Source organism: Bradyrhizobium sp. LjRoot220, assembly GCF_964252915.1.
Lineage (GTDB): Bacteria > Pseudomonadota > Alphaproteobacteria > Rhizobiales > Xanthobacteraceae > Bradyrhizobium.
Genome location: NZ_CAXUPS020000002.1, coordinates 23,625 through 49,772 on the forward strand (window position 1 = coordinate 23,625; position 26,148 = coordinate 49,772).

The window sequence follows — 26,148 nt, forward strand, 5'->3', positions numbered from 1 at the left end:
GCATCCATATGAAACAAGCCAAGCCATTGCGGCGCGCACTGCTGGATCAAGTCCAGTATCCTGAAATGCTTGGTGACTTTGCGTATTGGGGTCCTTTTGGCAAAGGTTGGTGCGGGCGGCAACCCCGGATGGGCTTTTCAGGCGGATTACCAGAACCGGTGCGGATCATTAGGGCGGTAGCAAATGAAGATATCGGTCATCGGCGGTGGACGTTGGGCGCGCACGATTGCGTCGGTGCTGTGCGGGCTGCCGGGCAGGTCCGACCGCATAACCATGCACTCGCCCAGCAACGCAGCGGGCGTCGAGGCGTGGGGCGCTCAGCCGCGGTTCGCCGGCCGGTTGACTGCCGTGGGTGCCTGGCCGGCCCTTGGAGCCGGTCCGGAGCGCCCGGATGCCGTGATCGTCGCCAACCGCGTGGGCGATCACTTTGCTGCCGCCGCGGCCGCCCTGGCGAGCGGTATTCCGGTACTGGTCGAGAAACCCGTTGCCCCGTCGCGTGGCCGGATTGAAGAGCTCAGCGACATCGCACAAGCCAACGGTGCGGCGCTTGGGGCCAGCCACGTGTTTTTGTTCGCACGATATATCGAGGCCTATGCCGCCTCCGTGGCCACGCTGGGCCGCCCGCAGGGCCTCCGGCTGGTCTGGACCGACGGCGCTTCGGATATCCGTCGCGGCGAGGCCAAGAGCTACGATCCGGCCGTAACGCTGTTCGATGACGTGCTGCCTCACATCGTGCCGATGGTCGGCGAATTGCAGTTCCGCGATCTCGCGCTCGTTTCGCTTGATGTTCAGCGTGGCGGTGCGCGATTGGCGATCGAAGCGCAGGCACAGGGGCGGCCGGTTTCCCTCCTCATTGCGCGCAACGACGAACGCCGGCGGCGCCATATTGAAGTCGAGACGGCCGCGGACGTTGCCGCCACCCTCGATTTCGCCGACGAGCCAGGGTTCATCGACATCGCCGGAAAGCGTGTGAACGGCGATCCGCAGTGGGACACTGCATTGCGGCCACTTGGAACAATGCTCTCTGCCTTCATGGCGGCCGTCGAAGGCGCGCCACTCGACCCGCGATTGTCGCCGGGCCGGGCCATCGCGTCCGCAGCACTCGCCGATGCGATCCGGGAGCGCTACATCGCGCATCAGGTTCAATGGCTGGAGCAGCGGCTGGGTGAACCACTCGATCCCGCTCTGGATTATGCGCTTGCGGAATTCGGCATCGGTGCAGCCGAAAACGGAGATGGCATTTCCAAAATCTGGCCGGCGATCGGCAGTCCCGCAGAACTGAAGGCGCTGTTGGCGGGAAGCCGACTAGTTTCCGAAGCGGGCTACGCCCAGTAGCGGCTCATCTGCGCGCGCATCAATTCGAGCGCGTCCTTGCCGTTCGCGAAATCCGCATACCACTGCGCGGTCCAGGCAATCGTCTCGGTGGCGTCGAGCCGCGGCCGCCATTCCAGCGTTTGCGCTGCCAGGGCGCTGTTGATCCGCAGCGTCTGCTTTTCCGGCGGAAACGAACCTGACGCCTGCTTCCAGGTGTTGCCGTTGCCGAGCCGTTCGCCGATCGCCGCCGCGACCTGGGCGACCGACATCGACTCGTCCGTCAGCGGACCAAAATTCAAAGCGGGTGGATCGGCGATGCCACGGTTTGCGATGTATTCCGCATAGCCGAGATAGCCGGCGAGGCAGTCGAGCACATGCTGCCAGGGCCGGGTCGCCGCCGGGTATCGCAGCTCGACCGGCACGCCCTTGCGCGCGGCCCGGTAGAGATCCGGAACGAGCCGGTCGCTGGAAAAATCGCCGCCGCCGATCACGTTGCCGCCGCGCGCCGAGGCCAGCGGAACCCCGAGTGGTGTGAAGAAACTCTCCGCGTAGCTCCTGACCACGATTTCGGTCGCGCCCTTGGACGCACTATAGGGATCCGAGCCGCCGAGCGGAGCGTTCTCGGCAAAGGCCAAACCGGTCTCCGCGTTCGCGTAGACCTTGTCGCTGGTCACGGTCAGGATTGTCCGCAATCTCGGGCTGGAGCGCAGCGCCTCCAACAGATTCACCGTCCCCAGAATGTTGCTGGCGAAGGTGCCGACCGGGTCGCGGTAGCTTTCCCGAACCTGTGCCTGGGCGGCCATATGCAGGACGATTTCGGGTTCGGCGGCCTCGCAAAGCGTGGCAATCGTTGAGGCATCACGCAGATCGGCGTACCAGCTTTCAACGGCCACGCGCTCGCCGACGGTCTGCCAAAGATTGGGTTCGGTCTGCGGCTCGAGCGAGAATGCGGTCACCTTGGCGCCGAGATCGGCCAGCATCACGCTGGCCCACGCACCTTTGAAGCCGGTGTGTCCGGTCAAGAGAACGCGGCGGCCGTGCCAGAAGCTCGGGGTCATTTTCATCTTCCCCGCAGCGAGACGCAGGTTGTGGGAATGGCTGCCGTCATTGCTTGGCTTGTTCCGTGGAAATGTTGGCGGTGGCCTCGACCGTTACAAGCGGCCTGAAGCGGACCTGCTGATAGATACGGCTGACATATTCGCCGATTATGCCGAGGAAGATCGCGTTCAGGCTGATCCCGAACAGCATCACGACGATGAGGGTTGCAAAGCCGCTGGGCCAAGACTTGCCGCTCAGCAACGCCTCGACGATGTAGAACAGCCCCAGCAGAAAGACAGCGATCGAGATCAGCAGCCCGGCATAGGACGCAAGCCGTAGCGGAAGAACCGAATGGCCGATGATTCCATCGAGTGCAAAGCCGACCAGCTTGCGCACTGGAAATTTGCTGCGGCCATGTATCCGCTGCGTCCGGTCGTAGGGAATGCCGGTCTCCCGCGCGGCAAACGAAGACACGACACCCCGGACGTAAGGGTTGTAGTCGTTCAGTTCCTTGAGGCGGTCGATCACGGAGCGGTCGACAAGTCGGAAGTCGCCGGCGTCGCGGGTGATCTGGTCGTCGGAAATCTGGGTGAGCAGCGCGTAAAATGCGCGGCGACCGAGGGTAAGCAGTCTTGCTTCCTCGCGGCGACGGCGTATCCCCACGACCACGTCATGGCCCTTTTCCCAGAGTGCGATGAATTGCGGAATCAACTCCGGCGGATCCTGCAAGTCGCAATCGATCTGAATGGCCGCGTCGCCGGATGCGTTTCGGTAGGCGGTCAACAGCGAGCGCTGAAAACCGTAATTGCGGGTGAAGCGGATCACCTTGACCCTGCTGTCGGCCTTGGCCAGCGCAGAAAGGTGTTCGAACGTCCGGTCTTCGCTGTGATTGTCGGTGAAGACAAATTCCAGATCGTATTGGGGAAGGTCCTTGAAAATGGCCGTCAGCGCCGCATAGGCCCGATCGACGTTGGCCTCTTCATTATAAACCGGCATGACCAGCGAGATCAGGCGTTTGCGGTCTCTTGCCCCAACATCCAAGGTCTCCGAATGCGCGTTTGTCATCTCAGCGGGCTCGATTTCGCAGTGCGTCAGTCCGAAACGTGTAAGCGGGTCCGCAAGGACATGCAACTCTCATAGGTCGGCTTGCGCGGGAAAGGGTCTGCCCTTTTCGTATCGCATGGCACGCTCGTTAAGGCATGTCCGGCAGCCGAATGTGAGGCGGTTTGCCCGTTCGACTTCGCAGGAATATAAGACGGGCACCAACCCCGAAGGTGTTTTTGTGAAGGATCGAGCCGCCGCCCTGGTGCTGCAACTTGCGGGCTTCTATTCGGTATTTTCGGGTGCGATAGCGCTTGCACTCTGGTTGATCCGTCAGCCGCTCGGAGGGCCCGGGAGTGCTGTATTCCTCTATTACTGGCTACAGGCTTCGGCCTTGATGGGAACGATTTGGGTCGTTGCCAGGTACCGTCTTTCGATGCCCTATTTGTTCGGGTTTGTCGGGACGCTCCTCGGTTTTCTTGGGCTTCAGGCTGTTCCTCTGGCGCCGTGGCTTCCAGCGGTGCCTGCCTTCGCCGTGACGGTACTGGCCGGTGCGGCCATCGTCAGGTCGGAATATTCGCTGCGTATCTGCATTGCGGCCGCCGCCTCGATGCTGCTGGCGGCAGGTTATTTCCTTCACGTGAATTCTTTCGTCACCGGCAACGTATTGAGTCCGGAACGCACACTTGCCGGCATGGCGTTGCCGGATCCGCTGTTTCACGCTTCGATTTCGGCGATCATGGTTTGGTACGGGAAGGTTGCGAGCGCATTGGATGGGCTGCAAGCCTTTCGCTACCATGTGTTTTCTCATCTATGGCTTGGGCTCGACGCGAAGGCGACGGGCATCGATGTTCTCAATGGGTATGTCATCGGCAAGCAGGTGGTAGGCTTGCCTTTGCTGCTGTTCGGACTTGGCTTTGCGACCCTGGGCTTCGTTTCGTCGCAGCGGGCTGCACCGCCTCTCGGCATGCTGGTGGTTGTACCGATTGCCGTGCTGTTCATCGTCGACCGGTTCGACGCGATGTCGTACCTGGTATCCGAAAGTCACATGTTCGGCCTGTTGCTGCTGCTGATCGGGCTTCCATTTCTGCGATCGTTCACGGATGACCAGTCTCTCTTCCCGGTCGTCACTGCGGGTCTCTACGGACTACTGCTCTCCGCGGCAAAAATCTCGATCGGTATGATCTGGACGGTCGCTGTGATCTACGTCGTGCTGTCGAGCCGAAATATCCCAAAGCGTTGCTGGGTCGTGCTGGCAGCGCTTCTCGCGCTGCAGGCATGGATCATCGTTGGTTTCACGCTGCCTGGCGACAATGTCGGCACAACGACATTCGGATTTCTGCACTTTCTCGTCACCTATCCGATGTGGGCCTTGGCGAATCTCGTTCCGATCGGTCTTGCGGGGTTTTTTCATCTCCAGGATATTCGACGCGGCGGCGGAACATGGCCCAAAATGGTGTTGCTGATGATGTTGCTCGCCGTCGGGCCGGCCTTGACGTTGCGCATCGAAGGCGGAAGCGCCTACTACTTCCTGAACGTCGGAACATGGATAGCGATCGCCAGTCTTTCAGGGCGCATCATCGACTGGGCCGGCGACCGAGCGTTTTCGGTCATGGTGACGTCGCTCACCGCAATCGCGATCTGCGTTGTTGCCCACCCCGGGAAGAACACTTCCTACGCCACGCTGATTGCGCAGCGTAACGCGCTCTACGCGCGGCTCGATCCCTCCGATGCGTCGCGTATTGCAGCACTGGGCTTGTTCGACCGCGGCGCACTCGCGGCGCTGGCGGCGAAATCCGCCGAATCGACCGGGGCAAAGATAGGACGGCTCTTCCGCGATGTTCACGCTTCAGCCGGCGACAATTTACTCGTCAGCGTGGCGCCGGAATTCTCTTCGTTCTGGACGCTGACGCCGATCTGTGAGGCGGCGCCCTTTCTGATTCCGGCGGCCTTTGGTTTGCCATTGCTGCACGGGCTGCCTCCGCTTGCGGAGAAATGCCAGTTCGGCGCCTATTACGGGTATGCGCTTTATGGGGCGGCTTCCCGTGCGACGGGGGGCATCGACGACGCCAACTTGTGTCGGCTGACGCGGCAGAGGGGGTTTGCGGAAGTCGTCGTTTTGCGTTCCGAGAATGACGTTCGGCGGCTGAAATGCGATTAAGCAATCGATCGAGCCCGAGCCCGCCTTCATCGTGCTTCGCCAGCTGCAGGCGGAGGTGGTCAGGTCTGGCGCGCGGGGCTTGTCCCGGTCTCCGTTGTCGCCCACTGGGTGTCATCTTCGTGGCGGCAGTGCTGTCGTCCAGGTAAACCATTGTTATAATTCGCATATTTCAAAATCCTGTTTCCAGCCTTGACGTTCATGCCTTGAACAGCGTAATCGTTCACGGCCTGAACAATGTCTGGGATAGCTGGTCGGGACGATGATTGGTGGCAGCGAACGTCAGGGGATGCATGAAGCGCGGATCATGCTGGATCTCCTCGAATCGGTGGAACGCGATGGCGAGCAAACCCAGCGCCATCTCGCGTCCGAGCTGGGCGTCGCGCTCGGATTGGTGAACGCGTATCTGAAGCGTTGCGTTAAGAAGGGGTTGCTGAAGGTCGGGGAAGCGCCGGCGCGGCGCTACGCCTACTACCTGACGCCGCAGGGCTTCGCCGAGAAAGCGCGTCTGACGGTGGAGTACTTCAGCTTTTCGTTTTCAATTTTTCGCCGCGCGCGCGCGGAGTATGGCGACGCGATCAAGACCGCGTCGAGCCGCGGCTTTTCCAGGATCGTGATCGCGGGGCTGTCCGATCTGGCGGAGATCGCCACCATCTGTGCGCTCGAATGCGGAACCGAAGTCGTCGGCGTGGTGGATGCGAGTTCCAGCCAGCCAAAGTTTGTCGGTTTTCCGGTTTTTGCCTCTTTCGACGAGGTCGACAGGCCTTTCGACGCCGTCGTCATCGCGGCCCTTCACAATGGCGGTGAGATACTGCGCGATGCCACCGATCGTTACGGCGCCGAGCGGGTCTATTCGCCGGCGCTGCTCGGACTCTCCGAGCCGGCCTCCAGATCGGAGGCTTCCTGATGTACGATCGTGCGGGCAAACGCTGGTATGTGGTGCAGACGCGCCCGCGCTCCGAGGCGCTGGCGGCGGCGCATCTGCAGCGGCAGGGCTTCGAAACCTATTTTCCGCGCTATCTGACGCGCCGCAGGCATGCCCGCAAGGTAGAGACGGTCGCCGCGCCGTTATTTCCACGCTACATGTTTGTCGCGATCGACATCGCCGTGCAGCGCTGGCGCTCGATCCAGTCGACGATCGGGGTGGCGCGGCTGGTGTGCCACGGCGACAGTCCGGCAGAAGTTGCAGACTCGATTATCAAAGGTCTCAGGCTGGACGAAGACGACCGGGGATTCGTTCGGCTCGAAAAGCCGTCGCCGTTCCGGCTCGGCGACAAGATACGCGTTCTCGACGGCGTGTTCTCGACTTGCCTTGGCCTGTTCGAGGGGATGAACGACGGCGAACGGATCGCAATCCTGCTCGATATGCTCGGCCGCAAGGTCAGGGTCGTGCTGGACGTACACTCGGTAGAACTGGCGTAAGGCCGGCCTCTGTCGGGATAGACGAACCGGGTGAAGCGATTCACCCGGAGTGCGGTAGCGTGGCTGAAGCGCACGTGTGAATCAGCGGCCCGCGCACCGTCCCAGGTTTCAAACTGCAGCAGTCTACGGAAATCGACATGACACATACCGATCTCGAAACCGAGGTGGAGGGTGGCCGCTTCTTCATCAAGGACGGCTCCGTTCCCGCCGCTCGCACCTCTATCGAGAGCGTCAAGAAGGAATTCGTTGACGAGAGCGTGCATGAGATTGGCGCGCCGAAACTCAGCGATCTCTGGCGCAACTTCACGCTGCTTCCGAATTTCATGCCTTTGTTCAAGGTACTGGTCTGGCGTTCGATCTCGTTGCGCTACTCGCAAAGCTTTCTTGGCTTGTTCTGGGTCGTGGTCCAGCCGATCGCCTCGACCGTCATGGTCTTTTTCATGTTCAATCTCATCAAGATCAACACCGCCGACGGCTCCCATCAGGGCATTTTTCTCTTCTCGGGAATCATGACCTGGCAGTTCTTCACGCGCGGCCTGCAGGACGCCACGGCGAGCCTGCTGGCGCATTCGAGCATCCTGACGAAGATCTACCTTCCGAAGATCATGCTGCCGCTGGCTTCGGTCATGGCAGCATGGTTCGACACGATCATCATGATGACGTTGCTGATCCTGGCGTGCCTCGCGTTCGGCATTCCGATGTCGCCACGGCTGCTGTTGCTTCCGGTGTTTCTCACCATGATATGCCTGGCATCGCTCTCCATAGGGGTCGGCCTCGCGCCGTTGAACGCCCTCTACCGGGACGTCGGTATGGTTTTGCCGTTTGCCGTCCAGTTCGGCATGTTCATCTCGCCGGTCTACTACGCGACCCGGTTCATCCCTGAAAAGTACCAGCTGCTCTACCACCTCAATCCGATGGTGACTTTGATCGAGGGCGTGCGGTGGTCGCTGCTTCCGGAAAGCCCGGCGCCGGATCTGTCATATCTTGCGATCAATCTGGCCACGATCATCGTCATGCTCGGGATCTCGGTCTTCGTCTACCAGAAGCTGGAATCCAGCGTGATTGACCGGATCTGAATCCCGCACCCAACACCGAGATATGGAATCCCATGACCGCCGTCGTCGCTGAAGACATCTCCAAGCGTTACCGCATCAATGTCGGTTCATCTGCCAACACCCTTGCCGCGCGTTTGCGCGGCATGTTGGGCCGCGACAGCGGTATTGCGCGCGAGGATATCTGGGCGCTGCGCGATGTCAGTTTCAACGTCGAGCAGGGCGAGGTTTTCGGGATCATTGGCCGCAACGGTTCGGGCAAGAGCACGCTCCTGAAAATCCTCACGGGTATCGTGCGTCCGACCTACGGCTCCGCGATCATTCGCGGCCGCGTCGGCGCGTTGCTCGAGGTTGGTACCGGATTCCACCCGGACCTGACCGGACGAGAGAACGTGTTCTTCAACGGCACGCTGCTCGGGCTCGATCACGCCTTCATTCAATCGAAGTTTGACGAAATCGTTGGGTTTGCCGAGCTTGAAAAGTTCATCGATACGCAGTTCAAGCATTATTCCAGCGGCATGCAAGCGCGGCTGGGCTTCGCTGTCGCGGTCAACCTCAGGCCCGAAGTGCTCATTCTGGATGAAGTTTTGTCGGTCGGCGACGTCATGTTCCAGGAAAAGTCGCTTGAGCGGATGACGGAACTGCGCAAGAGCGGAATCACGATTCTGTTCGTTAGTCACAGCCTGAGCAGCGTGGCCGGCATCTGCAAGCGCGCCATGCTGCTGAGGGAGGGGCGGGTCATCTCGGTCGGCGAGGTGGGTCAGGTCGTTGAAAATTACATACCCAAGGATGTGGGCGGAACCTCGAAGGTGGATTTCGGCGAAGGCTCGGCCTCACCCGCCTGCTTCCTTTCTGCTGCCCTTGAGCGTGCCGACGGTACGGAGACGGACCGGTTCGATCTGGACGAGGATATTTGGGTACGAATACGCTACCGGGTGAAGAAGCGGCTATTTGGAATGCAATTGGTGCTGTCAGTGCGCACTCTGCAACAGGTCATTGTGACTCAAACCTACGATACCGACGAGCATGAGACGTTGAGCTCGCACGATGTCGGGGTGTTCGAGAAGCGGGTTCGGATCAAGCAGCGCTTCCTAAAGGAGGGTGACTATCAGATATCCCTGATCAACGGCACGCAGGCCGATCTCTACGATGAGTACGAAGGCGTTCTCCGCTTCACCATCGAGTCCCGGCAAAATCACCAGTACAAGAGTTTCCGACGCGACCGGGCCGGATTGGCGGTTTTCCAGGGCGACTGGCATGACGTTCTGGAAAACTCGTGATGCCGCTCCGCTACCGCTCATGTTGTTGCGACGCGGGCTGAATCCTCAATGCGGCGGTTGATTCCCGTGGGCGTTCGTCAGGCCTTGAACAGGTTGCGCGGGCCTCATCCCGTGCCGCTGCCACCGGCCGTCACGACTGCCGAAACCGCCGACGACAAGCCGCGATTTGATGGCGAACATTCCCGGCAGTGGTGGGAGACGCGTGACGACGCGGGGCAAAATTCGGCGGAAGGCTACTGGAAACAAAAAGAGCATCCATTTCGCTTGAAGATTGGCGAAACGATCTCGCAGCTCGATGGGCGCGCCCTTCTTGAAGTCGGATGTCATGCCGGTCCGAATTTCTGGTCCATCCACCGCAGCAAACAGTGGGACCGGCTTGCCGGCACCGAGCTTTCCAGGCCGGTGCTTTCCTTCGCGGCAGCCACCTTGCCGGAGGCGCTGGGCCGTCCGATCGAACTGGTGTATGCGGCGGCGGATGCCTTGCCTTTCGAACCAGATGAGTTCGACGTCGTACTGGCGAGCGGGGTGCTGCTGTGCATTGGGCCGGACACCATACATTCGAGCCTTGCGGAACTGTTGCGGGTCACCCGCAAATGGCTGGTGCTGGTCGAGCCATACTCGGACGATCCGGCTGACGCGAGTTGGGCCGGAAAGGCCGATTACTACCCCAACACGACGTACTGGATCAGAAACTATACCGACCTGCTGCCGGGGATCGCGAACGTCCGGCGGAGCCATTTCGTGAAGGCGGAGACCGGTCAGGCGCTCGGCCACATGGATTCCATTCTGATCTTCGAGAAACTGTCTGTGCCGCCGCCCACGCGTGAGGAAGATAATTCGTGAGTAGGACTTTGATTGCTGCGCCGGCGTGCCATCCGTCGCCATGCCGTCCCTCGCGTCGGCTCGACGTCGCAGCAGGCGACCATATCAAGGTGTTTCCAACGGTGCATGCATGAGTATCCTGAAAAAGAGTTGGTCGAGCTTCATGCCAGAAGTCGCCAAGGTCTATTTGGACGGCTACGGTCATCCGTCGGAACGATCCAAGGTCCTGGTGACCAGCCTGCTCAAAGAGCAGTTTGGCGATAAGCAATTCCGCCTCGCCGATTTCGGCTGCGGAAACGGTCATCTTGCCAGTTTCTTCAAACAGGCCGGATTGGCCTGCGAATATTACGGCTATGATTTTTCGACGAGTCTGCTCGATGCGGCGCGCGAGCGATACGCGGACGATCCCAGGACGCATTTTCTGGAAGCCGATATCGAAGATCCGGAGCTGTCGATTGCCGCCTGTGACGTCACGCTGTTCTCGCACGTGCTTGAAACATTGCAGTCACCGCAAAAATCGCTGCTCGCCGCGCGCCGGACCTCGCCGCTGGTCATGATCCGGTTCTTTGAGCCGCCGACGGGTCGTTATGACGTGACGGAGTTACTGCAACTCAATACGGGTGGCCCTTCGACCGGGCCCTATCTGCGACGTACGATGTCGGAAGGGTATTATAACCTGCTGCTCCACGAGGCCGGGTGTTCATCCGTCGATGTTCATCAGGTCGATGGCGACAAGGACCAGGTTCACCTGCTTCGGTTCAAATAGCAGAGCTACCAGGCAAGATTACAGTATGGCATGTCTCATCAAAGCACCGGATGCCTCGGGAAAAGGATGTGTGTCCTTCACCACACCCGAACGGGACCACCTCATCAAGGATGCGGCGGTGCGGGCTGCCGTGGAGAAACTCAAGGCGAGGTTTTTCATCGGTCTGCACCACAATTGGCATGATCACGACTTTGCGTACGACCCGCTGTTCGATTTCAGCATGGCCGGCGATGACGACCTGATCGAGCGCGAAGGAAAGCCATTCGAACGCATCGGCCTGGATGCCTGCAATTTCGCGCCTGCCTCGTTTGCGCCGCGGCCGGGCGGTGAAAAGTTCTGGGACGTGATCAGCACCTCGCGCGCGGTATTCTTCAAGGGCTTGCCCGAATTCCTCCAGGCCATCCGCACGATTTACGATTCGGGGCGGCTCATTCGCGTGCTGCATCTTTGTCCGGTGCCTGCCGCCAACAAGGAAGGCACGGTTCTGCACGATATCCGGCAGCGCTTCGAGGCGATGTTCTCTCCCGAAGAGCGGCGGTTCTTCAATCTGATGACCATGGAATGGGACAATCCATTCCCGCTGGACCTTGAGACGTTGGCATTCTTTTACCGATCGTCGAGGATTTATGTACACTCGGCGCCGAGCGAGCGCCGCGCCCGCGCCGGCGCATATGCCTGGGCAACCGGCATGCCGATGGTTTCGCGCGATAACGTCGCGAGTATCCTTCCGAAGCAACTGCGCCGTCCGCCGTTCTTTTTCGAGTACGACGAGCCCGCGCAGATGTCGCAGGCTATTCTCACGGCGCTCGACGGCAAAACAGACGATCCCGAGTGGAAGGCCGTTGCCGATGAGTTCCGGATCGGGCCCTCGACGCAGCGGTTGGAAATTGCCTTGCGGGCACTGGCCACCCGGCGCGGCGAAAGCCTTTCCTCGCAAAATATCCACTCGCTCGGCTTCGATATTCGCCTCGGCCGCCATCATGGAATTGGTGGCGGAGCCAACCAGGTCGACCAGCCGCTGGGGGAGTTTTGCCGACTTCTGCTGAATATGAGTGACGCCGAATTGGCAACCGTGGCGGAATGCCGTGAGCCTGAGCTTGAAATGGCTTCTCTAACACGCGTTGCTGAATTGAAAACACAGCCGAGCGTCGCGCCACAGGAACCCAATCCAGGCTTGCGCGGATTAAAGACCGGTCTGCGGCGCCTTCTTTCGCGCGGCCGCTAAAGCAAGAATTTGATGTTGCGACTTGAAAAGAGCGGGTTAGAGCAGGAGGCAATGCTGTGAGGCTTCGTTCGGCAATTGACACCTATCACCATTGGAATCTGCTGGCAGGTATCCGGGCCGAGAAAGAACGCCGGGCCGATCCGGCAAGTCTGGATTCCAAATTACCCGGTCTGCATCCCGACAGTGCGCGGTTGCTGCGCAAGCTGAAATCATCCGGCGTCGTCGCGATCCCCGATTATTGGTCGGCCGAGAAATGTGCTGATGCTCGCGATGAAATCGACCGGTTGGCGATCGAATATCCCGATGTCGTACAGCGCAACTCCGGCGGCGCGGACAAGCGGATGTTCGGTGTCGAATCTGTCAGCGCTCGGCTCGCCGAATTTCACCACGATCCCTTGCTGATTGCGGTCGGCGAGAGGCTCGGCGGGTCCGCTCTCTACAATTTTGCGACGCTTGGCGCCCGTATCGACGCCACAACGGAGAACAACGGATCGGGTGACGGCTGGCATCGCGATGCGCATGATTTCCAGTTCAAGGCCATTCTTTATCTCTCCGATGTCGGCCCCGAAAACGGCCCCTTTGAGTATGTGGCCGGAAGCCAGAAGAAGTGGCGCGCCATCTTCGACACCGCGGTCGGTAATCTTCCGTCGGCTCCGAGTACGCGTTATGAACCGGCCCTGGTCGATAGACTGCTGTCGCGGTACCACATCCAGGCAAGCCGCTTCCTTGGCAAGGCGGGAACGCTGCTGCTGGTCAACACGACGGGCATCCATCGGGGCCGGCCGCTAAAGGCCGGTTCGCGCTACGCGCTTACCAACTACTATTATCATCCGTATCAAATCGATCGTGCGCGCGTGCAGAACTTCCCGACGCTGATGCCGGGTACCGCCGATCGGATCATCAGCGATCTGCAGCTTCCGTAGGTTTCGGCAAGCCGGTTAGAATCGACATGCGTAATCCTGATTTGCTGAAGGCGACCGAGGCAATGCAACTGGAAGACTTGCAACAGCGAATTGGAGTCGTGCGCGAGGCAATCGAGCGCAATGCCGAACTGTCGCGCCAGATGGCGGCCGGTCGCACCTCCAAATTCTGGGCCGAGATATTCGGCGAGCGTCGCATCTATCCGGATATCAACACCTTGATGGTGAGCAGGCGCGAGGGGGCGATTGCCGGTGCGGGGGACAACCCGCAGGGATCGCTGGAGCGAGAGCAGGCCTATTGCGCGCGCGTGCATCACATCTATCGGCTGATGGTTGACAAGCACTTCGTGCGCTCGCTGCCGGAATCCACCTTTGGCTCCCCCTTGGTTTTCGAGCATGATGGAATCGCGCGGAGCGCAAATTTCTGGATGAATGCCGCGACGACGGCCCGCGTCACCGATTTCGTCAAGAAATTTGGCAAGAGCGGTCCGTTGAAAGTGCTGGAGATCGGCCCGGGATGGGGCGCTTGCGTCTATCAACTTCATCACTCGATCGACGTCGAGAGCTATACCCTGGTCGATCTGCCTGAAAATCTATATATGTCGACCCTCCATCTGGGAACGGTGCTGCCGGACCGCCCGGTTGAGTTCATCGACGTCGTTGGGGAGAAGGTCACGGAAGTTCCTCGCGGCAAGATCCATGCGTGCTTGCCGGGAGCGATCAGCCGGCTTGAGGCGAAGTTCGATCTGGTCGTGAATTCATACAGTCTCCAGGAAATGGATCTTGAATCGGTCCAGCAATATATCGACTGGATCGAGACCGTACTGTCGCCGGACGGCATCTTTGTTTCGCTGAACTCTCATGCCAAAGCAGGGGTGCAGAAGCCCAGCGACTACGGGTACGAGAAATTCCACATTCATCACTGGGGCGTGTTTCGGCTGGTCCCTTCCGGGTTTTTCAATACGATTCCCTACGAGGTCGTGGCCGGCAAGCGTAACCGACAATCACCGGACTATCCCGTGGAATGTCAGGATGGTGTCGGCCGGCTGATGCAGGTTGGTTTGGACAAGGATATCGCAGGCCTTGCGGCGGCGCTGGTGGCCGGAAATCTCGGCGCGCAGCAAATTGAGCTCCTCGGCGGATATAATCAGTTCTTCCTAAGCCGCAGCGACGATGAACGTTTCCGGAAGCTTCAGCAATTGAAACATCTCGATAGTTCTCCGGCCTTGCCGTTCATAACCGCGCTGCTTTTTCTTGCGCGCGGCGACAGGAAGCAGGCGGTGCCGCTGTTTGAGGAAGCGATTGCGTCCGGCTTGCAGGGGTTTGCCAGGATCCGCGCGGAAGTCTTCCTGGCCGGGCTGGCTGGCAAAGCGGGCGCGTCGTTTCGGTCTGATGCGGTCGACGGGCTTGATCCAGCCTACGCCTATCCCGACGCGAAACACATTATCGAGACCGGCGACCTGGCCCACGCGATCGTGCACATTGACCGGGCGTTTGGACGGCACCGAATGGAAACAGCTTCGGCATAGATTGTTTGCATCATCATGAACGATAACAGCAGCATCCTGATCACCGGCGGTACCGGCTCCTTCGGTCACGCCTTTGTCGCGACCGTGTTGAAGAAGTACAATCCGCGCCGGGTGATCGTTTATTCACGTGACGAGATGAAGCAATGGGAGATGTCCAAGCTTTATGAGAACGAGCAACGGGTGCGTTTCTTTATCGGCGACGTCAGAGACAAGGAACGGCTGAGCCGGGCGCTCGACAACGTCGATTATGTCATTCATGCCGCGGCGCTGAAGATCGTTCCGACCGCCGAATACAACCCGTTTGAATGCGTCAAGACCAACATCAACGGCGCCATGAACGTGATCGACGCGGCGATCGACAAGGGCGTCAAGCGCGTCGTGGCGCTGTCGACCGACAAGGCGAGCAGTCCTGTCAATCTCTACGGGGCGACGAAGCTCGTGTCCGACAAGCTGTTCATCGCCGGCAATGCCTATGCGGGTGGCCACAACACCCGCTTTGCCGTCGTCCGCTACGGCAATGTAATGGGTTCGCGCGGCTCGGTGATCCCGCTGTTCCAGTCGATGGCCGGCCGCAACAGCCTGCCGATCACCGACGCGGCGATGACCCGGTTCATGGTCACGTTGGAGCAGGGCGTCGAATTGGCCTGTCATGCGCTGGAAGATACCGAGGGCGGCGAGATCTATGTCCGGAAGGGCCCGTCGATGAGGGTCACGGACATTGCGCTTGCGGTTGACGCCGCGGCACGCCACGAGATCGTTGGTATTCGACCCGGTGAAAAGCTGCACGAGCAGATGATCAGCGAAGAGGATTCCGCTCACACCTACGAGTACGACAGCTACTTCAAGATTCTGCCGGCGATCAATCGATGGGGAAACGAGCAGCGGATCAAGGGTGGACGGAAGGTTGCCGACGGATTCGTCTACGCTTCCGACACCAACACGGAATGGATGTCGGTCGACACCCTGCGCAACTGGATCGCAGCCAATCGCGATAGTCTGGGGAAACATTGACCGCTCCTCTCATTCCATACGGGCGCCAGGCGATCGAGCAGGAGGATATCGACGCCGTGGTGTCGGTCCTGCGTTCGGATTTTCTGACACAAGGCCCGGCAGTCGCGCAGTTTGAGCGCGTCCTCGCTGAATACTGTTCGGCCAGGCGCGCGGTTGCGATGAACAGCGCGACATCGGCTTTGCATATCGCCTGCCTGGCGCTGGGGCTCGGACCCGGGGATTGGCTCTGGACCACGCCGAATACGTTCTTGGCATCAGCCTATGCCGGCCTCTTTTGCGGCGCCGAGGTGGATTTCGTCGACATCGATCTTCGTACCGGAAACATGAGCGTCGATGCGCTGGCCGCAAAGCTGGAGGCTGCCGAACAGGCCGGGCACTTGCCGAAAATCGTGATGCCCGTGCATTTTTCCGGCCTGTCATGCGACATGAAAGGCATCCGCGCTTTGGGGGACCGCTACGGATTCCGGATTGTGGAGGACGCCGCGCACGCCATTGGCGGCACCTATCTCGATGGACCGGTCGGCGATTGCCGGTTTTCGGATGTCACGGTCTTCAGTTTCCACCCCGTCAAGGTCGTGACATCAGCCGAGGGCGGTGCTGCGATGACGAATGACGACGGGTTGGCCGACCGAATGTGCCGGTTGCGCTCGCACGGCTCGACCCGAGATCCGGCGCTGATGCAGGGTGAGCCGGATGGACCCTGGGATTATCAGGCGCTCGAGGTCGGCTGGAACTATCGGATGACGGACGTTCATGCGGCGCTCGGTGTCAGCCAGATGAAGCGGCTCGACAAATATGTCAGCCGCCGCACGCAACTGGCGGACCGCTACGACAGGGTGCTTGCCAACAGCGGACTGACGCTGCCGGCGCGCGATGCGAGCGGCAAATCGGCCTGGCATCTGTACACGGTGGGCTGGAATGAGGAAGCCTCCGGCATTTCGCGGCGCGAAGCGTTCGAGCGCTTGCGCGAATCCGGGATCGGCGTCCAGGTGCATTACATTCCGGTTCACATGCAACCGCTCTTTCAGGCGCGCGGCTTTCGGGCCGGCCAGTTTCCCAACGCGGAAGCGCATTACGCGCGAACCCTGACGTTGCCGCTGTATGCGACACTCACCGAAGACCAGCAGGATACCGTCGTCACCCGGCTGAATGAGCTGTTGCGCCGGTGAGACTGGCAGAAGCAGCAAGAGCGGGATTGATCGCGGCTGAGGGTTGTTGAGAGGGCTTGCATCGATGCCCGTAACGACAAGGGCCGTGCTTCAGGCTCGCTACGATTCGAGCCGGCTGCCCGGCAAGGCGCTGTTGCCTATCGGCCATCTGCCAATGGTCGTCCTGGCAGCGAAACGGATCATGCGGAGCGGGATAAGTCTCGTCGTCGCGACATCAAGCGAAGGGGCGGATGACGCAATCGTTCAGGTTTGCGACGCGGCCAAGGTTCCGGTGTTTCGCGGACCGCTGCAAGACGTCTACCAGAGATTTATCGGCGCAACCGCCGATCTGAACGACGACGCGTCAATCGTCAGGCTGACGGCAGACAACGTATTTCCCGATGCCGAACTCGTTCAGGAAGTTGTAGACCGGTTGAATGCAATGAACGGTTCTTATCTCTGTCCGCGCTGGCCTGAAGATGGCTTGCCCTATGGCGTTGTGGCCGAGGCGTTCCGTCTGGGAGCCTTGCGACAAGCTCGTCCCGAATCCCGCGAGGATGCCGAGCATGTCACGGCCGCGCTGCGACGCAGAGCAGGAAACTCCGGCTTCGGGACCGAACTCACGCTTTCGTATTTGCGCGCGACCGTCGATACGGCAGATGACTATTCACGCGTGACGCAGGTCTTCGATGGCGTCGATGACCCGGTCACGATCGGATGGCGGCAATTGTGCCATCGCCTTGACGCGTTGCCGGCGGTGCGGGTGCCGTGCGCTCACAAGGCCGGCCGGCTGCAATCCCAGCTGACGCTCGGCAGCGCGCAGTTTGGCATGCCCTATGGTGTGGCCAACGCGACCGGCGTGCCGTCGCCCGGCGAGATCGCCCGGATCATCCATGCCGCGATCGACCACGGCGTCACGCACGTCGACACCGCGCGGCTGTATGGGGAGAGCGAAGTCCGCATCGGGGCCGCGCTGGCAGGACGATGGCGGTCGAGGGTCCATGTCATTACGAAGCTTGGTTTGATCCAGACTGATGATGTCACGTTGGCCAGAGCGGCCGCCGCAGAGAGCGTTGCGCGGTCGCTAAAGGCCTTGGGCGGCGAGCGGGTCGAAACGCTGTTGCTGCACCGTGCTGCGGATCGCACCAGGGCCGGCGGCGTGATTTGGGACGCACTGCTGGATCTCCGGCAACAGGGCCTCGTCGGGCGCCTTGGCATTTCGGTGCAGAACCGCGAGGAATTCGATCGTGCCGCCGGCGATCCCGATGTCGAGTTGATCCAGATGCCGTTCAATCTGCTCGACCGGCGTTGGGAACGGCTGGCGCCGATGCGCGACAATCTGACGATCCATACACGAAGCGTATTTCTCCAGGGACTTCTGACCGATATGCCGGCAGCGCGATGGCCCGTCGTTACCGGGTTCGATGCCGCCGGACTCGTCGAGCAACTTCGGCGGCTGGCGTTGCAACTCGGGCGTCACACTGTCGCCGACCTCGCGGTTGCCTTCGTTCGTGCCCAGTCATGGGTCGACAGCCTGGTCATCGGTGTGGAAACCGAGGCGCAGTTTTCGGAAAATCTGGGGCGCTTTGCGGGGCCGCCGCTGAGCCCCGCGGAGGTCGAAACCGTGAAGCGCCACCTGCCGCTGCTGCCCGATCAACTGCTCGATCCCGCGCAATGGAAATTCCAATGACCTCATTTTCACTAACCGGCCGGGTTGCGCTCGTGACCGGCGGGGCCGGGCATCTCGGAAGATCGATCTGCCGCGGGCTTGCGGAAGCGGGCGCGCACGTTCTGGTCAACGGTCGGGATCCCGCAAGGACGGAAACCTTCGCCGCCGAATTGCGCGGGCAGGGACATTCCGCGGCAGCGTTGCCCTTCGATGTGACGGATTCTCAACGCGCTGCGTCGATCGTCGGCAAGCTGGAACGGCTGGACATATTGGTGAACAATGCGGCGCCCATCCACACCGGAACGATCGAGACCGTTTCAGCTTCGGCCTTCGCGTCGTCCGCCGCCGGCATTGTCGAGGCAGCCTTTGTATTGGCGCAGGCTGCCCTGCCGATCATGTGCGTTCGCGGCGGCTCGATCATCAATATCGCGTCCATGTATGGTATCGTCAGTCCCGATCCCGGCATCTACGGAAGCTCCGGCTTCAACAATCCGCCGCAATATGGCGCGGCGAAAGCCGGCTTGATCCAGCTCACACGCTATCTGGCCTGTCATCTTGCGCCTCAGGGTGTACGGGTGAACGCCGTCAGTCCGGGCCCGTTTCCGGTTCGGGAGAAACTCGCCAACGAACAGCCCGATTTTCTGGCGGCACTCGAGCGCAAGGTGCCGATGCGGCGCGTCGGCCGTCCCGATGAATTGGCGGGGGTCGTGGTTTTTCTCGCGGGCGATGCGTCGAGCTACGTGACCGGCGCGAATATTCCGGTCGATGGAGGATGGACGGCTTGGTAGCGAAGGCTCGAAATGTCCGCCGAAAACCTCGCGCCGCCGCGTCACCGGTGGCGTTGGTGAGCGTTTATCGGCTTCCGAAAACTGCGCCCGATCTTCTTTACCGGCTGCTGGAGGAGCGTGAGCCGCACGTCAACATCAGCCATCGCGGCATGCCGACCTGGAAAAACCACGTCAAGTTCATCGCCGGGCACCCCTACGCGGCGTGGTATCTGATCCGCTCCGGACGGGATTATGTCGGGGCGATCTACCTGACGGCCTTGGGCGAAATCGGCGTCGGCGTCCTCGCACAATGGCGCGGGCGCGGATTTGCCCGCGCCGCCATCCTGGCGCTGATGCGCAAGCATCCCCGCAATCGCTTTCTGGCCAATGTCAATCCTGGCAACGCGGCATCCATACGCTTGTTCCGCGATATGGGTTTCCACATCGTCCAGCAAACCTACGAGCTGCGAAGCACATGACGCCGGAGATCTCGATTCGGGGCCGCAAGATCGGGCCCGGCCATCCGCCCTATATCATCTGCGAGCTCTCCGCCAATCACGGCGGCAAGCTTGAACGGGCGCTGGAGCTGGTCGACGCCGCGGTGGCAACCGGGGCCGATGCGATAAAGATACAGACCTACACGCCGGATACCCTGACGATCGACCACCAGGGTCCGGATTTCAAAATCAGTGGCGGTCTGTGGGACGGCTATTCGCTCTATGACCTCTACAAGGAGGCGTACACGCCCTATGAGTGGCATCCGATGCTCATGGATAGGGCGCGGCAATACGGTGTCACCCTGTTCTCGACCCCGTTCGATGAGTCGGCGGTGGAGCTTCTCAGCGGGCTTGGCGCTCCCGCCTACAAGATCGCCTCCTTTGAAGCGATCGACCTGCCGCTGATTGCGCGGGTCGCGCGCGAGCGCAAGCCGCTCATCATCTCCACCGGCATGACGGACGTCGAGGAGATCGATCAGGCGGTATCGACCGCACGCAACGCCGGCGCGACCGAACTGGTGCTGCTGCACTGCGTATCGACATATCCGGCAAGATTTCAGAACGCCAATCTGCGGACGATCGGGGATATCGCCGAAAGATTTGGGGTTGTCGCGGGTCTGTCCGATCACACGCCCGGAACGGCCTGCGCGGTGGCGGCCGTGGCGCTCGGGGCCAGCGTGATCGAGAAGCACTTTACGCTGCGGCGCGCCGATGGCGGCCCGGATTCAGCTTTCAGCCTCGAGCCGGACGAGTTCCGGCGGCTGGTCGAGGATTGCAACAATGCGTGGCTATCGATCGGCTCGGCCGATTATTCCCGCAGTGACGAGGAACGCGGCAGCCGCATGTTCCGGCGCTCGCTCTATGTCGTCGCCGATATCGCCGCTGGTGAAGCGCTGACCGCGCGTAATGTCCGATCCATTCGACCCGGATATGGATTGGCTCCGAAACACTTGCCTGAAGTGCTCGGATGCAAGGCGGCGCGGCCGCTGAAGCGCGGCGAGCCTCTGGCGTGGGCCGATATCGTCCCGGCGGACGCGCTCGGTCCAAGATAGTTAGCCGGAAAGCGATGTTGACGCGCCCTGAAGCCATTCGTTTCGATCCCTACTTTCTTCCGCAATATTTGCAGTTGAATGAAGCGATCGAGCAGTTGACCGCCGATATGGTCGCGCAAGACCGGGCTGCGCTTCGCAGCGCCAAGGGTGACATGCGCTACGTGGCGGAACGGCAGTTGTTCTTTGCGCTTTTTTCCGACAGAAAACTGTATGATTACTTCGTCGCGTGCCGCACGCATGCGGTGTTGCCGGACGAAGACAGCTTGCCGTTTTGGTCGCGATGGGTCGCCCCGTATTTCCGTGGCGAACGGCCGCGCCTTGAGACGCTGGCCTGGCGGGAACGGTACTTGCGTTTTCTGTATCGCAGGCTTGGAGAGGGCTCGGTTCGCATTGAAGGCGTGGGGGAACAGCGGCCGCGGGTCCTCTTTCACGTCATTCATCCGAAGTTCGTCCGTTACCTGAAGCCGATCGCGGAAAAGCTCTCCGTGCCCTACGCCTTTCTGACCGTCGAAGACCCTGCCATGTTCGCAGCGCTGGCCGCGGAAGGGCTGCCGCGCGTCAGCATCGAACTCTCGGAACATTCGTTGGCAATGATGAAGCCGGAAGTCGAAATCATGCGCCGCAAGTTCAGGCCTGGCCTGTTCGATTCATGGTTCATCCGCTTCAACGCCGTTCGCCGGGTTCTGCGAGAACTCCGTCTTGATTGCATCGTCGTACCCGAGGGCAATGCAGCGATTTACGAACTCGTCAATCAGAGTGCGAAGGCGATTGGCGTGCGGACATTGTGCGTTCAGCAGGGCTGGGCACCCGTCGTGCATCCCGGCTTCCGAAACATGAGCTACGGAAAGATGTGCGTCTGGGGCGAAGATTTCGCTGAACTGCTGGCACCGTTCAATCCCCGGCAGCGTTTCGTGGCGACCGGCAACCACGTCATCTTTTGCCAACCGCAGGGAGATGTGGCGCAACGGAGCGCCATCGCATTTTTCCTGCAGTATGGCGCTCACTGGCTCACCGAACAAACCTGGCGTGGCATGGTGGACCTTATTGTCTGGTCGGCCGGAAGATTTCCCGATCGCGAGATTCGGGTGAGGGAGCATCCGGGAGTGCCGCTTGCGCCGGAGGATGAGCAGCGCTTGAAGGCGGCGGGAAACGTCAGGCTGATGTCTCCCGGGAAGTTTTCACTGCAGGACGTATTCGCCGGATGTCGGGTGGCGGTCGCGATAAATTCGACCACCATTCTCGAGGCGGCCGCCAGCGGCGCGGTGCCGTTGATCCTCGATGTCAGTGGATTTGGTCCCTATCACCCGAACATCGCCGAAAAGGGTGCGGCGGTCGAAGTCAGGGATTTCGAGGAGGCGAGGAACGCGCTCGAGCGCCTGATGGACGACGATACGTTTTGCGCGTCGTTCGGAGAGACCCTCGAGCGGGAACGGCCGCTGCTGTTCGCTCAAAATGGGGAACAGGCGCTGGAGGCAATTGCGGCCGAAATCGAGGACAAGAGGCCAAATAGCGGTCGCTGGCGAGGCCGCCGGCGTCTCTTGCGATGAGAGCGGCTGGGGTGTCGGGCCTTAGGGCGTTCCGTCCGGGAAACGAGCTGAATCTGTCGTGAAATTAACGACTTGGGACATTGGGTTTGCAACGGCAATACCCGTTCTGTATAGCTGGTCGAAGCCCGTTGACGGGGCATTTGGGTGCTCAGCATGGCATTGGTAATTCAGGAATCCACAGATCCTCTGGTGCGCGTCGAACATGACGGACAGTTGTTCGCCATGATCGTGCGGCACCATTTTCGCAAGCCGGGCATCACGTTCTTTACCAGCGATGAGCTGTCCCAGCAGATGGGCTTGATGCGGCACCCGGTTGGCCATGTCATCGAGCCGCACGTGCACAATCACATTGCCCGCAGCGTCAATTACACCCAGGAGGCCCTGTTCATCCGTAGTGGAAAGATCCGGGTCGATTTCTACACCGAGGCCCAGGAGTATCTTTTCAGCCACGTGCTGGAAGCCGGAGACACCATTCTGCTCATTTCCGGCGGTCATGGATTCGAGGTTCTCGAGGAGCTCGATATGATCGAGGTCAAGCAGGGCCCCTATGCCGGTGATAGCGACAAAACACGTTTCAAGGGCATCACTGCTTCCAACCCGCCGACGCTGGCGCCTGGCACGTCCACGGCCAAAAAAGGCGCGGCTGTCTCCACCTAATCCGCAAGCGCTGTTTTCGAGAAAGATGCACATGATCCCGGTATCCGAACCGCTTCTGACCGGAGCGGAAGCGAAATACGTCGCAGACTGCGTCCAGACCGGATGGGTCTCCTCAGAAGGAAAATATCTGGCGGCTTTCGAACAGGCGTGGGCGAAATATTGCGGCGCCGAGCACGGCATCGCGGTTTCCAATGGCACGACGGCATTGCAGATCGCTGTCGCCGCCCTGAATCTGGAGCCCGGCTCGGAAATCATCCTGCCTTCGTTCACGATCATCTCATGCTCGCTCGCGATTATCGAAGCTGGCTGCATTCCCGTTCTGGTCGATGTCGATCCGGAAACCTGGGCGCTCGATCTCGATCAGGTTGAGGCGAAGATCACCAGCCGGACCCGCGCGATCATGCCCGTGCACATGTTCGGCCATCCGGTCGATATGCCGCGACTGATGAAGATCGCCCGCAAGCACAATCTCAGTGTTATCGAGGATGCCGCCGAGGCCCATGGCGCCGAAGTCGACGGCCGCAAGGTGGGGGGCATCGGCGATCTGTCCACCTTCAGCTTTTACGCCAACAAGATCATCACGACCGGCGAAGGCGGCATGGTTCTGACCAGCGATGACGAGCTGGCAAAGCGTCTTCGATCGTTGCGCAATCTCTGCTTCAAGCCGGAGCGGAGATTTTTTCACACCGAACTCGGGCACAATTACCGGCTGACGAATCTGCAGGCGGCGATCGGTCTGGCGCAGCTGGAGCGGATCGAGGACCACGTCGCCAAGAAGCGATGGATGGCTGCAACCTACGCCGAACGGCTGGCCGATCTCAAGCAACTCAGATTGCCGATCGAACTGCCCGGCTACAAGAACGTTTACTGGATGTATTGCCTGATCCTGAGCGATGACGTGCCGTTCGACGCCGTGGAATTTGCCCGGCGGCTGGCGCAGGCCGGCGTACAGACCCGTCCGCTGTTTCTCGGCATGCACGAGCAGCCGGTGTTCCACGAACGCGGACTGCATCTGAATGAGCGCTATCCCGTCACCGAACGGCTGGCGCGGCGCGGGCTCTATTTGCCGTCGGGGCTGACGCTGACGATCGATCAAATCGACGCGGTCAGCAAAGCGGTGCATACGGTCCTGTCATGAGCGGCGTATTCAACGAAGCTTATGCGTCGGCCTACGATGTCATGTACGCTGACAAGAACAACGCGGCCGAATGCGACGCCGTCGTGGGTCTCTTTCAGAAATTCGGTGACGGCAGGATTTCCCGCATCCTGGATCTCGGTTGCGGCACGGGAAGGCATGCCGTCGAATTCGCCAGGCGCGGCTTCGATGTCACCGGTGTCGATTTCTCGGAAGCCATGCTGAGCCGGGCCCGCGAGCGCGCCAGTGCCAGCGGCGGGAGGCTCGAATTCGTACAGGGCGATGCGCGGACCTATCGGTCCGCGGCGCCGTTCGATGCCGTGCTGATGAACTTCAACGTCCTCGGCTATATGAACAGCAATGACGAATTTCTCGGTGCGCTGGCGACGGCGCGGGCCAACCTCCGCGAGGGCGGGGTATTCGCGGCCGACTTCTGGTATGGGCCGGCCGTCGTCGTCGATCCTCCGGGAGAGCGTTTGCGCGAGATCGTCGCCGGTGAGACAAAATTTCTGCGCTACTCCCGCGGCACGCATGAGCCCGAGCTACAGCGCATTCGTATCTCGATCAGGGTCATCGAGATCCAGGGCGACCAGGTTCGCGCCGATAGCGAGGAAGTTCACACGATGCGGTACTTCTTCCCTCTGGAACTCGATTTGGCGCTGCGCTCGCATGGCTTTAAGGCTGCGGCGCTGACCGGCTATCCCGACATCGGCAAGCCGGTAAGCGCAAAGGATTGGCTGGCAATCCTTGCTGCGGTCGCAGTCTAGCTTTTCTCCCTCGCAAGGTTTTCAATGAAGATCGGTCTCTGCGTCATCGACATGCCGGCCTCGCTTGGCGGCGGCTATGTCTTTCGCGAAAGCCTGGCGCAGGCTGCTTTGGCAAATCCGGGCCGTCACACGCTCGATCTCGTGCGGGCACGGCCCCGGCAGCCGCGCTATGCGGAAAGCCTTGGCGGATCGGTCGGCGGGGCGGTCGCGCGGGACGGTCTCGCATCGGTCCTGAAGCCGGCGCGGCTGAAGAGCGGACTGCGCCAGATCGCGGGGAGAGCGAAGCGGTTTGTTGCCGGACGCAGCGTCCCGGGTATCGATCGTGAGCTGCGCTCCTATGTGGATTGGGCGATCGAGCAAAAGCTCACCTGGCCGAATCCCGACCTGATGCGGGAGTTTGATGAGGACATCAGCAAGAAGAAGTTCGATCTGTTGTGGTTCAACAATATCGAGCCGATCCACGTCGGTATTCCCTACATCTTCAACGTCTTTGATTTGCAACACCGGCTGCAGCCGTGGTTTCCCGAGGTGAGCGACAAGGGGCAGTTTCGGTTGCGTGAGGGCAGCTACGCGGAGGCCCTCCAGCGCGCCGCCTTCGTAATTACCTCATCGGAGGAGACCAGAGGCCAGGTCGGGTTGTTTTATGGTGTGCCGCCGGACCGGATTCGCGTGATCCCGTTCCCAACGCCGCAACCGGCGGTCGACGCCGTCGCATCGGCCGAAACGCCAAAGGTGAGCGAAGCGGACCTGCGGTCCAAACACGGCATCACCGGCCCCTATCTGTTCTATCCGGCGCAGTTCTGGCCGCACAAGAATCATATCAACCTGCTTCACGGGCTAAAGGACCTGCGCGATGTCCATGGCCTCGACTTCTCGATGGTGTTCACCGGTGCCGATCATGGCAACGCGGCTCACGTCAAGGCGGAAGCCCGGCGTCTCGGGCTGGAGCACAAGGTGCATTTTGTCGGTTTCGTCGGCTATGACGAGGTGGCCGCGCTCTACCGGCATGCGTTCGCGATGACCTATGTCACATTCTTCGGACCGGATAATTTGCCGCCGCTGGAGGCTTTCGCGCTCGGGTGTCCTGTCGTGCTCTCCGACATTCCAGGAATTGAAAAGCTGTATGAGGACGCCGTGGTGCCGGTCAATCCGCGCGACGGCAGGTCGATCGCCGATGGCGTCAAGAAGCTGGTAGACGACCCGGCAGAGCGTGAGCGCCGCGTCGCCAAGGGCAGGTTGATCGCCGAGCGGAATTCAATGTCCAATTACGTTGTTCAGATGCAGGCGTTGTTTGACGAGTTCGAATCCGTCCGCCGTTGCTGGCCATAAGC

Annotated in this window: 24 protein-coding genes; 22 read left to right on the forward strand and 2 right to left on the reverse strand. The window is 60.6% G+C overall.

All coding sequences use genetic code 11. From position 1 onward, the window contains the following. Positions 1-273 precede the first annotated feature (273 nt). The gene (locus ACSQ84_RS08435) at positions 274-1,335 is read left to right on the forward strand and encodes a Gfo/Idh/MocA family oxidoreductase (RefSeq protein ID WP_436212243.1); all 1,062 of its coding nucleotides are present in this window, start codon (positions 274-276) and stop codon (positions 1,333-1,335) included. Here the strand turns inward: ACSQ84_RS08435 and rfbG are convergent. Further along, positions 1,323-2,372 carry a CDP-glucose 4,6-dehydratase gene (gene rfbG, locus ACSQ84_RS08440; RefSeq protein ID WP_436211213.1) on the reverse strand — a complete coding sequence of 350 codons (1,050 nt, stop codon included), beginning with the start codon at positions 2,370-2,372 and terminating at the stop codon, positions 1,323-1,325. The two genes, ACSQ84_RS08435 and rfbG, sit on opposite strands and share 13 nt — an antisense overlap. Before the next feature lie 46 nt (positions 2,373-2,418). Then, entirely contained in the window at positions 2,419-3,417 is a 999-nt protein-coding gene (locus ACSQ84_RS08445; protein ID WP_436211214.1) for a glycosyltransferase family 2 protein, read from the reverse strand. A 151-nt stretch (positions 3,418-3,568) separates the two neighbouring features. Here ACSQ84_RS08445 and ACSQ84_RS08450 point away from each other — a divergent pair, with 151 nt between their 5' ends. The 21 genes from ACSQ84_RS08450 (at position 3,569) to ACSQ84_RS08550 (ending at position 26,146) form a co-directional block, all read left to right on the forward strand. Continuing rightward, a complete protein-coding gene (locus ACSQ84_RS08450; RefSeq protein WP_436211215.1) occupies positions 3,569-5,554 on the forward strand; it encodes a hypothetical protein in 1,986 nt (661 codons plus the stop codon). 304 nt (positions 5,555-5,858) lie between these two features. Beyond that, complete coding sequence (locus ACSQ84_RS08455; protein ID WP_436211216.1) at positions 5,859-6,458, forward strand: winged helix-turn-helix transcriptional regulator; 600 nt, start codon at positions 5,859-5,861, stop codon at positions 6,456-6,458. Continuing rightward, positions 6,458-6,973: a transcriptional activator RfaH gene (locus ACSQ84_RS08460; RefSeq protein WP_436211217.1), complete on the forward strand. Its 516-nt coding sequence runs from the start codon at positions 6,458-6,460 to the stop codon at positions 6,971-6,973. Before ACSQ84_RS08455 ends, ACSQ84_RS08460 begins: the two co-directional genes overlap by 1 nt. A 137-nt stretch (positions 6,974-7,110) precedes the next feature. After that, on the forward strand, positions 7,111-8,049 hold the full coding sequence (locus ACSQ84_RS08465) for an ABC transporter permease (RefSeq protein WP_436211218.1): 939 nt from the start codon (positions 7,111-7,113) through the stop codon (positions 8,047-8,049). Positions 8,050-8,081: 32 nt separating this feature from the next. After that, positions 8,082-9,305 (forward strand): ABC transporter ATP-binding protein, encoded by a 1,224-nt coding sequence (locus ACSQ84_RS08470; RefSeq protein ID WP_436211219.1) that lies wholly within the window; start codon positions 8,082-8,084, stop codon positions 9,303-9,305. Positions 9,306-9,353: 48 nt separating this feature from the next. Further along, positions 9,354-10,148: a class I SAM-dependent methyltransferase gene (locus ACSQ84_RS08475; RefSeq protein WP_436211220.1), complete on the forward strand. Its 795-nt coding sequence runs from the start codon at positions 9,354-9,356 to the stop codon at positions 10,146-10,148. A 40-nt stretch (positions 10,149-10,188) separates the two neighbouring features. Beyond that, complete coding sequence (locus tag ACSQ84_RS08480; protein WP_436211221.1) at positions 10,189-10,893, forward strand: class I SAM-dependent methyltransferase; 705 nt, start codon at positions 10,189-10,191, stop codon at positions 10,891-10,893. Between the two features lie 70 nt (positions 10,894-10,963). After that, positions 10,964-12,118, forward strand: coding sequence for a hypothetical protein (locus ACSQ84_RS08485; protein WP_436211222.1), 1,155 nt, complete (start codon positions 10,964-10,966; stop codon positions 12,116-12,118). A 56-nt stretch (positions 12,119-12,174) separates the two neighbouring features. Beyond that, positions 12,175-13,041: a phytanoyl-CoA dioxygenase family protein gene (locus tag ACSQ84_RS08490; RefSeq protein ID WP_436211223.1), complete on the forward strand. Its 867-nt coding sequence runs from the start codon at positions 12,175-12,177 to the stop codon at positions 13,039-13,041. A 26-nt stretch (positions 13,042-13,067) separates the two neighbouring features. Then, positions 13,068-14,567 (forward strand): putative sugar O-methyltransferase, encoded by a 1,500-nt coding sequence (locus tag ACSQ84_RS08495; protein WP_436211224.1) that lies wholly within the window; start codon positions 13,068-13,070, stop codon positions 14,565-14,567. Between the two features lie 15 nt (positions 14,568-14,582). Further along, positions 14,583-15,578 carry a UDP-N-acetylglucosamine 4,6-dehydratase (inverting) gene (gene pseB, locus ACSQ84_RS08500; RefSeq protein ID WP_436211225.1) on the forward strand — a complete coding sequence of 332 codons (996 nt, stop codon included), beginning with the start codon at positions 14,583-14,585 and terminating at the stop codon, positions 15,576-15,578. Beyond that, the gene (gene pseC, locus ACSQ84_RS08505; protein ID WP_436211226.1) at positions 15,575-16,747 is read left to right on the forward strand and encodes a UDP-4-amino-4,6-dideoxy-N-acetyl-beta-L-altrosamine transaminase; all 1,173 of its coding nucleotides are present in this window, start codon (positions 15,575-15,577) and stop codon (positions 16,745-16,747) included. Before pseB ends, pseC begins: the two co-directional genes overlap by 4 nt. Before the next feature lie 85 nt (positions 16,748-16,832). Next, positions 16,833-18,416: an aldo/keto reductase gene (locus ACSQ84_RS08510; RefSeq protein WP_436211227.1), complete on the forward strand. Its 1,584-nt coding sequence runs from the start codon at positions 16,833-16,835 to the stop codon at positions 18,414-18,416. Beyond that, on the forward strand, positions 18,413-19,183 hold the full coding sequence (locus tag ACSQ84_RS08515) for an SDR family NAD(P)-dependent oxidoreductase (protein WP_436211228.1): 771 nt from the start codon (positions 18,413-18,415) through the stop codon (positions 19,181-19,183). Before ACSQ84_RS08510 ends, ACSQ84_RS08515 begins: the two co-directional genes overlap by 4 nt. A 56-nt stretch (positions 19,184-19,239) precedes the next feature. Continuing rightward, on the forward strand, positions 19,240-19,641 hold the full coding sequence (locus ACSQ84_RS08520) for an N-acetyltransferase family protein (protein WP_436211229.1): 402 nt from the start codon (positions 19,240-19,242) through the stop codon (positions 19,639-19,641). Further along, complete coding sequence (pseI, locus tag ACSQ84_RS08525) at positions 19,638-20,711, forward strand: pseudaminic acid synthase (RefSeq protein WP_436211230.1); 1,074 nt, start codon at positions 19,638-19,640, stop codon at positions 20,709-20,711. The genes ACSQ84_RS08520 and pseI overlap by 4 nt, the downstream gene beginning before the upstream one ends. Beyond that, positions 20,627-22,258, forward strand: coding sequence for a hypothetical protein (locus tag ACSQ84_RS08530; RefSeq protein ID WP_436211231.1), 1,632 nt, complete (start codon positions 20,627-20,629; stop codon positions 22,256-22,258). The genes pseI and ACSQ84_RS08530 overlap by 85 nt, the downstream gene beginning before the upstream one ends. A 153-nt stretch (positions 22,259-22,411) precedes the next feature. Beyond that, the gene (locus tag ACSQ84_RS08535; protein ID WP_436211232.1) at positions 22,412-22,915 is read left to right on the forward strand and encodes a hypothetical protein; all 504 of its coding nucleotides are present in this window, start codon (positions 22,412-22,414) and stop codon (positions 22,913-22,915) included. 31 nt (positions 22,916-22,946) lie between these two features. Next, positions 22,947-24,053: a DegT/DnrJ/EryC1/StrS family aminotransferase gene (locus ACSQ84_RS08540; protein WP_436211233.1), complete on the forward strand. Its 1,107-nt coding sequence runs from the start codon at positions 22,947-22,949 to the stop codon at positions 24,051-24,053. Next, positions 24,050-24,817 carry a class I SAM-dependent methyltransferase gene (locus ACSQ84_RS08545; protein ID WP_436211234.1) on the forward strand — a complete coding sequence of 256 codons (768 nt, stop codon included), beginning with the start codon at positions 24,050-24,052 and terminating at the stop codon, positions 24,815-24,817. Before ACSQ84_RS08540 ends, ACSQ84_RS08545 begins: the two co-directional genes overlap by 4 nt. Positions 24,818-24,841: 24 nt before the next feature. Continuing rightward, positions 24,842-26,146 carry a glycosyltransferase family 4 protein gene (locus ACSQ84_RS08550; protein WP_436211235.1) on the forward strand — a complete coding sequence of 435 codons (1,305 nt, stop codon included), beginning with the start codon at positions 24,842-24,844 and terminating at the stop codon, positions 26,144-26,146. Positions 26,147-26,148 lie beyond the last annotated feature (2 nt).